Annotated in this window: 13 protein-coding genes; 12 read left to right on the forward strand and 1 reads right to left on the reverse strand. The window is 61.2% G+C overall.

Annotated features, from left to right (window positions below; translation table 11 throughout):
• Positions 1-18: 18 nt before the first annotated feature.
• From HDG34_RS14865 to HDG34_RS14915, 11 genes are all read left to right on the forward strand, one after another.
• Positions 19-906 carry a ParB/RepB/Spo0J family partition protein gene (locus HDG34_RS14865; protein ID WP_090802389.1) on the forward strand — a complete coding sequence of 296 codons (888 nt, stop codon included), beginning with the start codon at positions 19-21 and terminating at the stop codon, positions 904-906.
• Positions 907-1479: 573 nt separating this feature from the next.
• Entirely contained in the window at positions 1480-2025 is a 546-nt protein-coding gene (locus HDG34_RS14870; RefSeq protein ID WP_184061004.1) for an ATP synthase subunit I, read from the forward strand.
• Positions 2026-2190: 165 nt separating this feature from the next.
• Entirely contained in the window at positions 2191-3042 is an 852-nt protein-coding gene (atpB, locus tag HDG34_RS14875) for a F0F1 ATP synthase subunit A (protein ID WP_184061005.1), read from the forward strand.
• Between the two features lie 82 nt (positions 3043-3124).
• Positions 3125-3394 (forward strand): F0F1 ATP synthase subunit C, encoded by a 270-nt coding sequence (gene atpE, locus HDG34_RS14880; protein WP_007180033.1) that lies wholly within the window; start codon positions 3125-3127, stop codon positions 3392-3394.
• A gap of 136 nt (positions 3395-3530) precedes the next feature.
• Positions 3531-4001 (forward strand): F0F1 ATP synthase subunit B, encoded by a 471-nt coding sequence (locus HDG34_RS14885; RefSeq protein ID WP_090802394.1) that lies wholly within the window; start codon positions 3531-3533, stop codon positions 3999-4001.
• 2 nt (positions 4002-4003) lie between these two features.
• Positions 4004-4543, forward strand: a complete 540-nt coding sequence (locus tag HDG34_RS14890) for a F0F1 ATP synthase subunit delta (RefSeq protein WP_184051706.1) — start codon at positions 4004-4006, stop codon at positions 4541-4543.
• Between the two features lie 56 nt (positions 4544-4599).
• Positions 4600-6141 carry a F0F1 ATP synthase subunit alpha gene (gene atpA / locus HDG34_RS14895; protein WP_090802398.1) on the forward strand — a complete coding sequence of 514 codons (1542 nt, stop codon included), beginning with the start codon at positions 4600-4602 and terminating at the stop codon, positions 6139-6141.
• A gap of 140 nt (positions 6142-6281) precedes the next feature.
• Entirely contained in the window at positions 6282-7166 is an 885-nt protein-coding gene (gene atpG, locus HDG34_RS14900; protein ID WP_184061006.1) for a F0F1 ATP synthase subunit gamma, read from the forward strand.
• Positions 7167-7267: 101 nt separating this feature from the next.
• Entirely contained in the window at positions 7268-8662 is a 1395-nt protein-coding gene (atpD, locus tag HDG34_RS14905; RefSeq protein WP_090802401.1) for a F0F1 ATP synthase subunit beta, read from the forward strand.
• Between the two features lie 158 nt (positions 8663-8820).
• The gene (locus HDG34_RS14910) at positions 8821-9246 is read left to right on the forward strand and encodes a F0F1 ATP synthase subunit epsilon (protein WP_090802403.1); all 426 of its coding nucleotides are present in this window, start codon (positions 8821-8823) and stop codon (positions 9244-9246) included.
• Positions 9247-9480: 234 nt separating this feature from the next.
• Complete coding sequence (locus HDG34_RS14915) at positions 9481-11211, forward strand: AMP-binding protein (RefSeq protein ID WP_184061007.1); 1731 nt, start codon at positions 9481-9483, stop codon at positions 11209-11211.
• A 789-nt stretch (positions 11212-12000) separates the two neighbouring features.
• Here HDG34_RS14915 and HDG34_RS14920 read toward each other — a convergent pair.
• Entirely contained in the window at positions 12001-12792 is a 792-nt protein-coding gene (locus HDG34_RS14920; RefSeq protein WP_184051712.1) for a transporter substrate-binding domain-containing protein, read from the reverse strand.
• 294 nt (positions 12793-13086) lie between these two features.
• Here HDG34_RS14920 and hemE point away from each other — a divergent pair, with 294 nt between their 5' ends.
• Entirely contained in the window at positions 13087-14187 is a 1101-nt protein-coding gene (hemE, locus tag HDG34_RS14925; protein ID WP_184061008.1) for a uroporphyrinogen decarboxylase, read from the forward strand.
• Positions 14188-14455: the final 268 nt, after the last annotated feature.

Consider the following 14455-nt stretch of genomic DNA (forward strand, 5'->3'; position numbering starts at 1 on the left):
GCGGATCGAGGAAGCACGATGAACGCAGTAGCAAGAAAGAAGGGACTGGGCCGCGGTCTGGAGGCATTGCTCGGCGGCACCGCCGATATCACCGAGGCAGCGGTGATCGACGGCGCGCCGAACGTATTGCCGCTCGGCAAGATGCAGGCGGGCAAATACCAGCCGCGCACGCGCATGGACGAAGGCGCGCTGCAGGAGCTTGCGGCGAGCATCCGCGCGCAAGGGCTGATGCAGCCGATTCTCGTGCGTCCGATCGCGGCGGACCGCTATGAGATCATCGCGGGGGAGCGGCGTTTTCGCGCGGCGCGGCTTGCGGGCCTCGACGAGGTGCCGGTGCTTGTGAAGGACGTGCCCGACCAGGCCGCCGCGGCGATGGCGCTGATCGAAAACATCCAGCGCGAGGATCTGAATCCCCTCGAGGAGGCCCAGGGTATCCAGCGCCTGCTCGACGAATTCAATTTCACACATGAGCAGGCGGCAGAGTCGGTGGGCCGCTCGCGCAGCGCGGTGTCGAACCTGCTGCGTCTGCTGAACCTTGCGACACCGGTACAGACGATGTTGCTCGCCGGCGATCTCGACATGGGCCACGCTCGCGCGCTGCTCGCCGTCGATGCCGCGACGCAGATCACGCTGGCCAACCAGGTCGTCAACAAGCGCCTGTCTGTGCGCGAGACGGAAAAGCTGGTTGCGATGACCACGAAGGTGACGCCGGCGGCCAAGGCCCGCGCGAATCCGGACGGCGGCCGTGACACGCGACGCCTGGAAGAGGAACTGTCGGACCTGCTGTCCGCTACGGTGAAAATCAAGCTCGGCCGACGCGGTCGCGGCCAGGTGCTGGTGGACTTCGGCGATCTCGACGCGCTGGAAGGCATTCTGGTTCGTTTGCGAGGGAACGCGAACGTCTGAGCACAGATTGGCGCTCAGCAGGCAAGAGTGGTGAACGGCTGGCGGCCTGTGCATGAGCACTGCCGCGAGTTGGTCTACCTCGGTGCGAGCGACTATGCGGATTCCAAAACAACCGATGCACGAATAATCAGGAATCCTAGCTTCAGACGCTCCACATTCACGCGATAATCATCCTGACGAGCCGCTATCAAAAGCGACCCGATCATCATCGAAATTTGCGGTGAGGCTGATTCAGCTCATTAGAAGAGCTATCCCGTTCAGCCCTTAAAAAAGACGCATTTGTTGCATTTTCGAGACGTCTGCCGCTGCGTCGGAACGCACTGCCAACGAGCTTCGATCCACGCGACCACCCGCACGGGTTTTGCCGCCCCCGCCCGCCTTACATTTGACGTGTTTCGCGTCGTTAGCGTACGTTTTACCGCATCGTGAAGGGAAGTTTCACGCGGTTATAGGCTGGCCTAAAGTCTTGAATTGCCTGCAACTATCGCTTACAATCGCCCGGATTTAATTGCACGGCAACCCCGTAAGCGCTGCGTAAACTCGCGGGCTGAACGAGACTTTCGGAACATTGCGATGGCGGTCAAAACGTCGAATCTGTCGCCGGAGAATGGTGACGACAGACACCGCGCTGAACGCTCCGCACCCGAGATGTCCTCCAGTCGGCAGTTCGATCCGGCCGAAGCGTGGGATGACGCTCAGGAAGATAACAATATCGTTCCGCTCACGCGGGCCGAGGCGGAAAAGCTGTTTGGTCCCGGCGTGGGTCGTCCATCGCGCGTAACGCCGTTCAGGGTCGTCGCAGCGCAAATGGTTTTGTCCCTGGTCGCAACGCTGTTGTGGTGGCTGTTCTACAAGCCGCCGGGCGCTGCTGCGCTGTCCGCGTTCCTCGGGGGGGCGATCTGCTGGGTGCCGGGCGCGTTGTTCGCGGCACGACTGAAAAAGCAGGGCGGCGCCGAGACCGTGATGAGCTGGATGATCGGCGAAGCACTCAAGATGGGGACAACGGTTGCGATGTTTGTCGCAATCGCCTTCTGGTATCACGACGTACGCTGGATTCCGCTGCTCGTGACCTACCTCATCGCGCTGAAGACTTACTGGATCGCCTTGGCGTGGCGCTAAGGTAGCAGCACAAAAAACAGCAGCAAAAAGAATTTAAGGCCGGCGCGCAGCGCCGGCACGGGTGTGCGGGTGAGACAGGGCCCGCACCCGGCGCGTTCCCGCAACACAGTGTTCCGGCGGGAGCGGCCTCGAACGATTTTCGACAATTTGGGTGGCTTTAACGATATGGCAGCTAGCGAAGGCACGCGCGCAATGGATCCGTCCGAGTACATCGCGCACCACTTGCAGAACTTTTCCACCGCACACCAGACGTCGATTTTCGACATCCATGTGTGGAATCTCGACACCCTTTTCTGGTCGATCGTGTGCGGCCTCGTCACGATCTTCGTGCTGCATCTGGCAGCCCGCAAGGCAACGGCCGGCGTGCCGGGTCGCTTCCAATGCGCGATCGAAATGCTTGTCGAAATGGTCGAGGATCAATCGAAGGCCATGATCCACGGCTCGCGCACCTTCATCGCGCCGCTCGCGCTGACCGTGTTCGTCTGGGTCGCGCTAATGAACTCACTCGACTTCATACCCGTCGACCTGCCGGGCCGTGTGATCGGCTGGCTGGGTCTGTCCGAAGCCATCCCGCACCACCGCATCGTGCCGACCGCCGACCTGAACGGCACGATCGGTATCGCGCTCGGCGTGTTCGTGCTGATGATTTACTACAACTTCAAGATCAAGGGCGCTGGCGGCTTCGTGCGTGAACTGCTGTCCGCTCCGTTCGGCGCGCATCCGCTGCTGTGGATCCCGAACCTCGCACTGAACATCATCGAGTTCGTCGCGAAGACGGTCTCGCTCGGCATGCGGTTGTTCGGCAACATGTACGCGGGCGAACTGTTGTTCCTGCTGATTGCCCTGCTCGGCAGCCTCTGGAGCTTCGGCGCGGACACGACGGTGCTTGGCTTCATCGGCCACGTGGTCGCCGGCACAGTGTGGTCAATCTTCCACATCCTGATCGTTCTGCTGCAGGCGTTCATTTTCATGATGCTGACGCTGGTGTACATCGGCCAGGCACACGACACGCACTAACCTGCGCCGTCGGTAAAAGAATCGTAGTTTTTCAAATCCCAGTTCCAACCAGTTCTAAAAGACTTTTCACAAAGGAGTGATCATGCAAGCTTTCATCGCCAACATCCAGGGTCTGACCGCCATCGGTATCGGCATCATCATCGGCCTGGGTGCTATCGGCGCCTGTATCGGTATCGGTCTGATGGGCGGCAAGTACATTGAAGCGTGCGCCCGTCAACCGGAACTGATGAACCCGCTGCAAACCAAGATGTTCCTGCTGGCTGGTCTGATCGATGCGGCGTTCCTGATTGGCGTTGGTGTGGCAATGCTGTTTGCGTTCGCGAACCCGCTGCTCTCGAAGCTGGCAGGCTGAGGTTCCTCGGAGGTTTGCGCCTGAGCTATAACTGGTAAAGGCGCAGGGCGGAACGGGTACTGGGGCGCTGATCGAGCAGAATCGATGAGCGCCTTGCCGTTTCACTTTCCGAACTAGCAACGTTTAAGGAAACACCGTGAATCTCAACGCAACCCTGTTTGCGCAAATGGTCGTGTTCCTGATCCTCGCGTGGTTCACGATGAAATTCGTGTGGCCGCCGCTGATCAACGCCATCGATGAGCGCGCGAGGAAGATCGCCGACGGTCTGTCCGCCGCGGAAAAGGGCAAGCAGGAACTCGAAGCCGCTCACAAGCGCGTCGACCAGGAACTGGCTCAGGCTCGCAACGACGGCCAGCAACGCATTGCCGACGCTGAAAAGCGCGCTGTCGCAGTCGCCGACGAAATCAAGGCTCAGGCGCAGGCGGAAGCCGCCCGCATCATCGCGCAGGCGAAGGCCGACGCGGATCAGCAAGTCGTGAAGGCGCGCGAAGCGCTGCGTGGCGAAGTTGCTGCACTCGCTGTGAAGGGCGCTGAACAGATCCTGCAGCGCGAAGTCGACCAGGCGGCTCATGCTGACCTGCTGAATCAACTGAAAGCCGAGCTCTGATCATGGCCGAACTTGCAACCATCGCCCGTCCGTACGCGGAAGCGCTGTTTGGCGTGGCCGAAGCTGGTGACATCGCCGCCTGGTCCACGCTCGTGCAGGAGCTGGCACAGGTTGCGCGTCTGCCCGAAGTGCTGTCGATCGCCTCGAGCCCGAAAGTGAGCCGTGCCCAGGTAAGCGATCTCCTGCTGGCCGCGGTCAAGTCGCCGCTCAAGGACGACGCGCAAGCGAAGAATCTGGTGCAGATGCTGGTGGACAACCATCGCCTGCAGCTGCTGCCGGAAATCGCCTCGCAGTTCGAAGAGTTGAAGAACGCCCGCGAAGGGGCAGCAGATGTGCTGATCGTCAGCGCATTCCCGCTCGAAGGTGCGCAGTTGAACGAACTCGTCGCAAGCCTCGAACGCAAGTTCAAGCGCAAGCTGAAGCCGACGGTCGAAGTCGATCACTCGCTGATCGGCGGCGTACGCGTGACGGTCGGCGACGAAGTGCTCGATACCTCGGTCCGCGCGCGGCTCGCCAGCATGCAAACGGCCCTGACGGCCTGAAGCGCTTCGCGTTTTAGCGGCTGGCACGCAACAGAATTGACTATCAGGAGCGAATAATGCAACTCAATCCCTCTGAGATCAGCGAGCTGATCAAGAGCCGGATCCAGGGCCTTGACGCGAGCGCAGACGTTCGCAACCAGGGCACCGTGATCTCCGTGACCGACGGTATCGTGCGTATCCACGGCCTGTCGGAAGTGATGCAGGGCGAAATGCTCGAATTTCCGGGCAACACCTTCGGTCTCGCGCTGAACCTCGAGCGCGACTCGGTCGGCGCCGTGATTCTGGGTGAATACGAACACATTTCGGAAGGCGACATCGTCAAGACGACGGGCCGCATTCTCGAAGTGCCGGTGGGTCCGGAACTGCTCGGCCGCGTAGTCGATACACTCGGCAACCCGATCGACGGCAAAGGCCCGATCAACGCGAAGAAGACCGATGCAATCGAAAAGATTGCACCGGGCGTGATCTGGCGTAAGTCGGTTTCGGAACCGGTCCAGACCGGTCTGAAGTCGATCGACGCGATGGTGCCGATCGGCCGTGGCCAGCGTGAGCTGATCATCGGCGACCGTCAGTGCGGCAAGACCGCAGTCGCAGTCGACGCGATCATCAACCAGAAGGGCAAGAACCTCTTCTGTATCTACGTCGCGATCGGCCAGAAAGCTTCGTCGATCATGAACGTGGTGCGCAAGCTGGAAGAAACCGGCGCGCTGGAATACACGATCGTCGTGTCCGCTTCGGCTTCGGAATCGGCTGCGATGCAGTACCTCGCACCGTACGCCGGCTGCACGATGGGCGAATACTTCCGCGACCGCGGTCAGGACGCGCTGATCGTTTATGACGACTTGACCAAGCAGGCTTGGGCATACCGTCAGATCTCGCTGCTGCTGCGCCGCCCGCCGGGCCGTGAAGCTTATCCGGGTGACGTGTTCTATCTACACTCGCGTCTGCTTGAGCGTGCTGCTCGCGTGTCGGAAGAGTACGTCGAGAAGTTCACCAACGGCGAAGTGAAGGGCAAGAGCGGTTCGCTGACGGCACTGCCGGTCATCGAAACGCAGGCAGGCGACGTGACCGCATTCGTTCCGACGAACGTGATCTCGATTACCGACGGCCAGATCTTTCTTGAAACCGACCTTTTCAACGCAGGTATCCGCCCGGCGATTAACGCTGGCGTGTCGGTGTCGCGTGTGGGTGGCGCGGCTCAGACGAAGGTCGTGAAGAAGCTGTCGGGCGGTATCCGTACCGACCTCGCGCAGTACCGTGAACTCGCTGCGTTCGCGCAGTTCGCATCGGACCTCGACGAAGCGACCCGCAAGCAGCTCGAGCGCGGCCGCCGCGTGACGGAACTGCTGAAGCAGCCGCAGTATCAGCCGCTGCAGGTGTGGGAACTGGCTGTGTCGCTGTTCGCGGCGAACAACGGCTATCTCGACGACCTCGAAGTTGCTCAAGTCCTGCCGTTCGAAAAGGGCTTGCGCGACCACCTGAAGTCGAGCCATGCTGACCTGGTCAAGCGTATCGAAGACACCAAGGAACTCTCGAAGGACGACGAAGGCCTGCTGCACACGGCCGTCAAAGACTTCAAGAAGTCCGGCGCTTATTGATCCGCGAGTGATCCGCAAGGCATAAACGGACCTTGAAGCGGCGCGGGCCGCATGCGAATGCTCCCGCGCTACTTCGGCCGCATTGCATGGGACCCGAGTAAGCGCTAAAGCGCTAACTCGGGCCGACAAAGGAGCAAGCAATGGCTGGAATGAAGGAAATTCGCGGCAAGATCAAGAGCGTGCAAAACACGCGCAAGATCACGAAAGCGATGGAGATGGTGGCCGCATCGAAGATGCGCCGCGCTCAGGAGCGCATGCGCGCTGCTCGCCCGTATGCCGACAAGGTCCGCGATATCGCCGCGCACATGAGCCGTGCGAACCCGGAGTATCGTCACCCGTTCATGGTGTCGAACGAAGGCGCGAAGGCGGCCGGCATCATCCTCGTCACGACTGATAAAGGTCTGTGCGGGGGGATGAACACCAACGTGCTGCGTGCGTCGCTGCAGAAGTTCAAGGAACTGGAAGGCCAGGGCAAGACGTTCGAGGCAACCGCGATCGGCAGCAGGGGTCTGGGCTTCCTGAACCGCCTGCAGGCGAAAGTCGTCTCGAACGTCGTGCAACTGGGCGATACGCCGCATCTGGAAAAACTGATCGGCGCTGTGAAGGTGCAGCTCGACCTGTACTCGGAAGGGAAGATTTCGGCGGTGTACCTCGCGTACACGCGCTTCGTCAACACGATGAAGCAGGAGCCGGTGATCGAGCAACTGCTGCCATTGTCGGCGGACCAGTTCGAGCGCACGGAAGAAGACGGTACGACGCCGAGCACGCAGTGGGACTACATCTACGAGCCGGATGCGCAGGCAGTGGTGGACGAACTGCTGGTGCGTTATGTCGAAGCGCTGGTCTATCAGGCCGTCGCGGAAAACATGGCATCGGAGCAGTCGGCCCGCATGGTCGCGATGAAAGCCGCTTCGGACAACGCGAAGACGGTCATCAACGATCTGCAGCTCGTCTACAACAAGAGCCGTCAGGCCGCGATCACGAAAGAACTGTCGGAAATCGTCGGTGGAGCGGCGGCCGTCTGACCCCGGTCAGGCAGGTCGTTGCGTGTGCGCCCGAGCGGCGCGCCCATCGGAGAAACTGCGCCTTTGCGCGAGTGAAGAATTGAGTATCTAAAGGAAAAGCGATGAGTACTACTGCTTTGGTAGAAGGCAAGATCGTACAGTGCATCGGCGCGGTGATCGACGTGGAATTTCCGCGTGAAACCATGCCGAAGATCTACGACGCGCTCATTCTGGAAGGTTCGGAACTGACGCTCGAAGTCCAGCAGCAGCTGGGCGACGGCGTGGTCCGTACCATCTGTCTGGGTGCTTCGGATGGTCTGCGCCGCGGCACGATCGTGAAGAACACGGGCAACCCGATCAGCGTGCCGGTCGGCAAGCCGACCCTCGGCCGTATCATGGACGTGCTTGGCCGTCCGATCGACGAAGCCGGCCCGATCTCGAGCGAAACCACGCGTGCGATCCACCAGAAGGCTCCGGCGTTCGACCAACTGTCGCCGTCGACCGAGCTGCTCGAAACCGGCATCAAGGTTATCGACCTGATCTGCCCGTTCGCGAAGGGCGGTAAGGTGGGTCTGTTCGGTGGCGCCGGCGTGGGCAAGACCGTGAACATGATGGAACTGATCAACAACATCGCGAAGGAACACGGTGGTTACTCCGTGTTCGCCGGTGTGGGCGAGCGTACCCGCGAAGGGAACGACTTCTATCATGAAATGAAGGACTCGAACGTTCTCGACAAGGTCGCGCTGGTGTACGGCCAGATGAACGAGCCGCCGGGCAACCGTCTGCGCGTCGCGCTGACCGGCCTGACGATGGCCGAGCACTTCCGTGACGAAGGCCTCGACGTGCTGTTCTTCGTCGACAACATCTACCGTTTCACGCTGGCCGGTACCGAAGTGTCGGCACTGCTCGGCCGTATGCCGTCGGCAGTGGGCTATCAGCCGACGCTGGCTGAAGAAATGGGTAAGTTGCAAGAGCGTATTACGTCGACCAAGACTGGCTCGATCACGTCGGTGCAGGCCGTGTACGTCCCTGCAGACGACTTGACCGACCCGTCGCCGGCTACGACCTTCGGCCACCTCGACGCAACCGTCGTGCTGTCGCGTGACATCGCTTCGCTCGGTATCTACCCCGCGGTGGACCCGCTCGATTCGACCTCGCGTCAGATCGACCCGCACGTGATCGGCGAAGAGCACTATTCGATCACGCGCGGCGTGCAGCAAACGCTGCAGCGCTATAAGGAACTGCGCGACATTATCGCGATTCTGGGCATGGACGAACTCGCGCCGGAAGACAAGCTCGCCGTCGCGCGCGCTCGTAAGATTCAGCGTTTCCTGTCGCAGCCGTTCCACGTCGCTGAAGTGTTCACGGGTTCGCCGGGCAAGTACGTGCCGCTGAAGGAAACGATCCGTGGCTTCAAGATGATCGTCGAAGGCGAGTGCGACCACCTGCCGGAGCAAGCGTTCTACATGGTCGGCACGATCGACGAAGCCTTCGAAAAAGCCAAGAAGATCCAGTAAAGGTCGGGTGTAACGAAGCGGGCGCCGACCTCGCGCATCACGGCTGCCAAAACGGTAGTGTTGCGCAAAGCCAGCGTCTCTGATTACGCTCAACCCGCCTTGCATGGGACGGGAGTCAGCACTCAAGCGCTAACTCTCGTCGACAGGAGTCGACACATATGGCAACCATTAAAGTAGACGTCGTCAGCGCGGAAGAGCAAATCTTTTCGGGCCAGGCGAAGTTCGTCGCGCTGCCAGGCGAAGCGGGTGAACTCGGCATTCTGCCGGGCCACACGCCGCTCATCACGCGGATCCGTCCGGGTGCGGTGCGCATCGAAGTTGAAAACGGCGAAGAAGAGTTTGTGTTCGTCGCCGGCGGCATCCTCGAGGTCCAACCGGGTGCAGTGACGGTTCTCGCCGACACCGCGATCCGCGGCAAGGATCTCGACGAAGCCAAGGCCGAAGACGCACGCAAGCGTGCGGAAGAGGCGCTGCAGAACACGGGCTCGAACCTCGAGTACGCGACCGCACAGGCGGAACTCGCGTACGCGACGGCGCAGCTCGCGGCAATCCAGCGTCTGCGCAAGCTGCGCGGCCAGCACTAAAGCAGCACGTAGTGGAAGAAAGCAGCCTGCGCGGCTGCTTTTTTTTGATAGCTAGTTGACGTTTACGTAAAGGTCGGCAAAATCCACGAGGTTGGAGAAACGGACGGTCGCCGCTCGCCGCGGTCGATGCGACGCGGTGCGGGTAAGACTTGATGCCGGCCGGATACGCGCCGGTGCACAATCGATTTCAAATTCATTTCAATCGAGCGCGCTTGCGCTCACGGAGACAACACCATGGCAACGCATAGCTCGGGAGAAGGTGCGCTCATCGAACCTGCGGATGGACTGTCGTATGTGCGCGGGTCGACCGAAAATCCGTTGAGCGAAGCGACCGTCGGCGAGCTTCTGCGCGACACCGCGGCGCGCTTTCCCGACCGGCCGGCCGTGGTGTTTCGGGAGCAGCGCATCCGCTGGACGTGGAGCGAATTCGCGCAGGAAGTGGATGTGCTTGCGTCCGGGCTGCTTGCACTCGGCATCGCGAAGGGCGATCGCGTCGGCATCTGGTCGCCGAACCGCGTCGAGTGGCTGCTGACGCAGTTCGCGACCGCGCGTATCGGCGCGATCCTCGTCAACATCAATCCTGCCTACCGGCTCGCGGAGCTCGAATACGCGCTGAACAAGGCCGGTTGCAAGGCGATCATCACCGCCGAGCGCTTCAAGACGTCGATGTACCTCGAGATGCTGCAGGAACTCGCGCCCGAATTGGCGACGCAGCCGCCGGGCGAACTGCATGCCGCGAGGCTGCCGGAACTGCGCTACGTGATCCGCATGTGCGACACGGAGACCCCAGGCATGCTGAGCTTTTCCGACGTGATCGAGCGTGGCCGTGCGTCGTTCGACGCCACCCGGCTCGATGCGATCGGCGCGACGCTGTCGTGCCGGGAGCCGATCAACATCCAGTTCACGAGCGGCACGACGGGCAATCCGAAGGGCGCGACGCTGACGCATCGCAACGTCGTGAACAACGCGCGCTATATCGCGATGGCGATGCGGCTCAGCGAGCAGGACGGCCTGTGCATTCCAGTGCCGCTGTACCACTGCTTCGGGATGGTGCTGGCGGTGCTCGCGTGCGTGTCGGTCGGGGCGAACATGGTGTTTCCGGGCGAGGGCTTCGATCCGGCCGCGACACTCACCGCGACGGCGGAGGAAAAATGCACCGCGCTGCACGGCGTCCCGACGATGTTCATCGCAGAACTCGACCATCCGAGCTTCGCCTCGTACGACTTCTCGCGGCTGCGCACCGGCATCATGGCGGGCTCGCCGTGCCCGATCGAGACGATGAAGAAGGTCGTCTCGAAGATGCACCTGAGCGAGATCACGATCGCCTACGGCATGACGGAAACCAGCCCAGTCTCGTTCCAGAGCTCGACGACCGATCCGCTCGACAAGCGTACGACGACAGTCGGTCGCATCCAGCCGCATCTCGAAGTGAAAATCGTTGATCCGCTCGGCAATATCGTGCCGGTCGGCGAAACGGGCGAGCTATGCACGCGCGGCTACTCGGTGATGCTCGGTTACTGGGGGGACGACGCGAAGACGCACGAGAGTATCGTCGACGGCTGGATGCACACGGGCGACCTCGCGACGCTCGACGCCGAAGGCTATTGCAACATCGTTGGCCGGCTGAAGGACATGCTGATTCGCGGCGGCGAAAACATCTATCCGCGCGAGATCGAGGAGTTTCTGTTCCGTCACCCGAAGATCCAGAGCGTGCAGGTGTTCGGCGTGCCCGATACCAGGTATGGCGAAGAAGTATGCGCGTGGATCGTGCTGCGGACCGGCGAACAGGCGACGGCAGAAGAAATCCAGCAGTTCTGCCAGGGACAGATTGCGCACTACAAGGTGCCGCGGTATATCCGCTTCGTCGATGAGCTGCCGATGACCGTGACCGGCAAGGTGCAAAAATTCGTGATGCGCGAACGGATGATCGGCGAGTTGAAACTCAGAGAGGACAAGACGGCATGACGCCGCCGCAGCACGCTGCGCAGCCAAATATGCCAAATAGGTACGGTAGAACAGGAGTTGCGCGGCGAGGATTCGTCGCGCGCAAACGTTTGAGCAGGCGAAAAAAAAGCGGGCCTGGAGCCCGCTAAAAACCACACGCTACGGGGTTAGCGCGAGGAGACCAAAGATGGGACGGTTATCACGACGCCCCTGCGTCGATGACGGCCCCAGCAGGGATGCCCCTTTACAGGGCTTCGGCAAGCGCCGACCGGCAAGTGCATCGTATCCGCTCACACCACGCACACAGCCACATCCGTGTTGAAACCGTTGAGGGCATTGTGGGCGAATTACCCTATGAACGCGGTAACAAAGTGTTTCAGGTTGTAACGCCCGCCAGATAAGGCGCTGCGGGATTTATTGCCAAAATGAAACCTTTAAAACGTAGTTATTACCGATGACTACGCCGCAATTTGATACGCATGATTGATGCCATTCATGACGCCTGGTGCAGCAGAAATTGGGTCACTAATCAGCGTGAAATGGTTGCGTCTGCAGCGTTCGAGCGACGAATTTCCTGCGGTACCAGCGCTGGGACCCTGCCCCGAAATACATCGCAATTCGATGAAAAACCTGTGATGCAATGCAGCAAAGCAAATCCGCTTGTGCAGCGTATTGGAAAGGGGCGCATCGCTGCACCTTGGACCTGACCCGGACAGTTATACGACCCGACGACGTCGCCCTTCGTTACATCATCGCCGGCCCCCAAATCTCCAGGCGCGCGCAGGCCGCCCTCCAACGGACACGGTCGGCTTACTTCAACCACTTGTCCGAGATAGCCTGATACTCGCCGGTCGCTCGAGCGAGATGCAGCCACTGATCGACGTATTGCTGGAACGCGACATCCCCGCGCGGTAGCAACCAGGCCTTCTCGCCGTACTGGAACGGCTTGTCCGGATGCACCGAGCAGAGGCCGGGATTGAGTTTCTGCTGCAGCAGCGTTTCCGACGCATCCGTCACCATCACGTCCGCCTTGCCCGCGAGGATCTGCTTGAAGATCGTCACGTTGTCCGGATAAACGGTCACGTTTGCGTGCGTGAAGTATTGCTTCGCGAACTTCTCGTTGGTGCCCCCCGGATTGACGATCACTCGTGTGGACGGTTGATCGATCTGCGCGACCGTCTGATATTTGTTGACGTCGTCGCAACGGACGATCGGCGTTTTGCCGTCGATCATGTAAGCCTGTGTGAAGAACGCATGCTTCTGGCGCTCGAGCGTCGGCGACACACCGCCAATGCCGATGTCGCACTTTGCGACGAAGTCGTTCATCAGGTTCGACCACGACGTCTTGACGAACTCGACCTTCACGCCGAGCGACTTCGCGAGCGATTCAGCCATGTCGATATCGATGCCCTCGAACTGGCCATCGCCCCTGTAGAACGAATACGGCTTGTAGTCGCCGGTCGTGCAAGCGCGCAGCGTGCCGCGGCTGATGATGTCGTCGAGCCTGGACGGCGCGGGCGCGGCGTTTTGCGCGCTGGCTACGCCGACGTGCATCAGGACGCCGGCGAGCGCGCCGAGCATTGCGAGTGCTGCCTTCTTCATCGAGTCTCCTAGCGGTGTGTAGTGTGCAGTTCATCGGTAAAGCTGTTGGATAGTAGCTTGGCAGCGCGGGCTTGAACATCGGCCGTTCAGCCAGGGCGACCCGGGCAGCGAAGGACATCGACCCTGACCCGTGCGGGCAGTGGCGGGCGGTAGCTGATCGAGGTGCGTCCGAGCTGCTTCCCGCCCGCTTCCCACGACGCGCCGTCGCCACATTCATTACCCCGCGACGCACGATGTCCGGAGCCGCCTCCGGTAAAATGCTCCTTTGCCCTCAGCTCTTCAGTCGCACGCAACGTGGCCCATCAACTCCTGAACGACACTTTTCTGCGCGCGCTGCTGCGCCAGCCCACCGACTACACGCCGATCTGGCTGATGCGGCAGGCTGGCCGCTATCTGCCGGAATACAACGCCACGCGCGGCCGCGCGGGCAGTTTCCTCGGTCTCGCGAAGAACCCGGCTTTCGCGACGGAAGTCACCTTGCAGCCCCTCGATCGCTATCCGCTCGACGCCGCGATCCTGTTCTCCGACATCCTGACTGTGCCCGACGCGATGGGCCTCGGTCTCGAGTTCGTCAACGGCGAAGGGCCGAGATTTGCCCGTCCGGTGCGCACCGAAGACGACGTCGCGCGCCTGGCGGTGCCCGACATCGACGCGACACTGCGCTACGTGACCGACGCCGTGCGTGAAATCCGCTCGGCGCTGAAGGACGCGCAAGGCCGCCAGCGCGTGCCTCTGATCGGTTTCTCAGGCAGCCCGTGGACGCTCGCGTGCTACATGGTGGAAGGCAGCGGCTCGGCGGACTTTCGCACCGTCAAATCGATGCTGTACGCGCGTCCCGATCTGCTGCAGCGGATTCTCGAGGTGAACGCGCGCTCGGTCGCGGCATATCTGAACGCGCAGATCGAAGCTGGCGCGCAAGCGGTGATGATTTTCGACACATGGGGCGGAGCGCTCGCCGATGGCATCTATCAGCGCTTTTCGCTGCGCTACATCGAGCAGGTGGTCAGCCAGCTGAAGCGCGAACACGACGGCGAAAAAGTGCCCGTAATCGCGTTCACGAAGGGGGGCGGCTTGTGGCTCGACGACATCGCCGCGAGCGGCGTCGACGCGGTGGGCCTCGACTGGACCGTGAACCTCGGCAAGGCGCGCGAACGTGTCGGTGGCAAGGTGGCGCTTCAGGGCAACATCGATCCGTCGGTGCTGTTTGCGCCGCCTGCCGCGATCCGTATGGAAGCGCGCGCGGTGCTCGACAGTTTCGGCAACCATCCCGGCCACGTTTTCAATCTGGGTCACGGCATTTCACAGTTCACGCCGCCAGAGCATGTTGCTGAACTGGTCGACGAAGTGCATCGTCACAGCCGCGCTATTCGTAGTGGCGCACATACGCCCGCGTGAGTGTGTAATCATTACCGTTTCTTGTTGCATCGCAGCGAATTGGGCTCTCGCCCTAAGGACCGCAGCTCCGCGAATACGCCGCCAGATGGTGGTCTTACGAAAGTCAAGAGCTGACTTATGCACACTTCGCACGCTGCGGCGCGGTAGAGACTTTAATCGTGCCCCGACCCTTGCACGTACTCGGCGCATTTGATCTGAGCCTTGCCGGGCAAGGGTTTGCGGGGCGCGTGATGAAATGTGCGGAATCCCACACAAGGCCGTCGCGGCG

It is taken from the genome of Paraburkholderia sp. HC6.4b, assembly GCF_014200875.1.
GTDB classification, from domain to species: Bacteria; Pseudomonadota; Gammaproteobacteria; order Burkholderiales; family Burkholderiaceae; genus Paraburkholderia; species Paraburkholderia tuberum.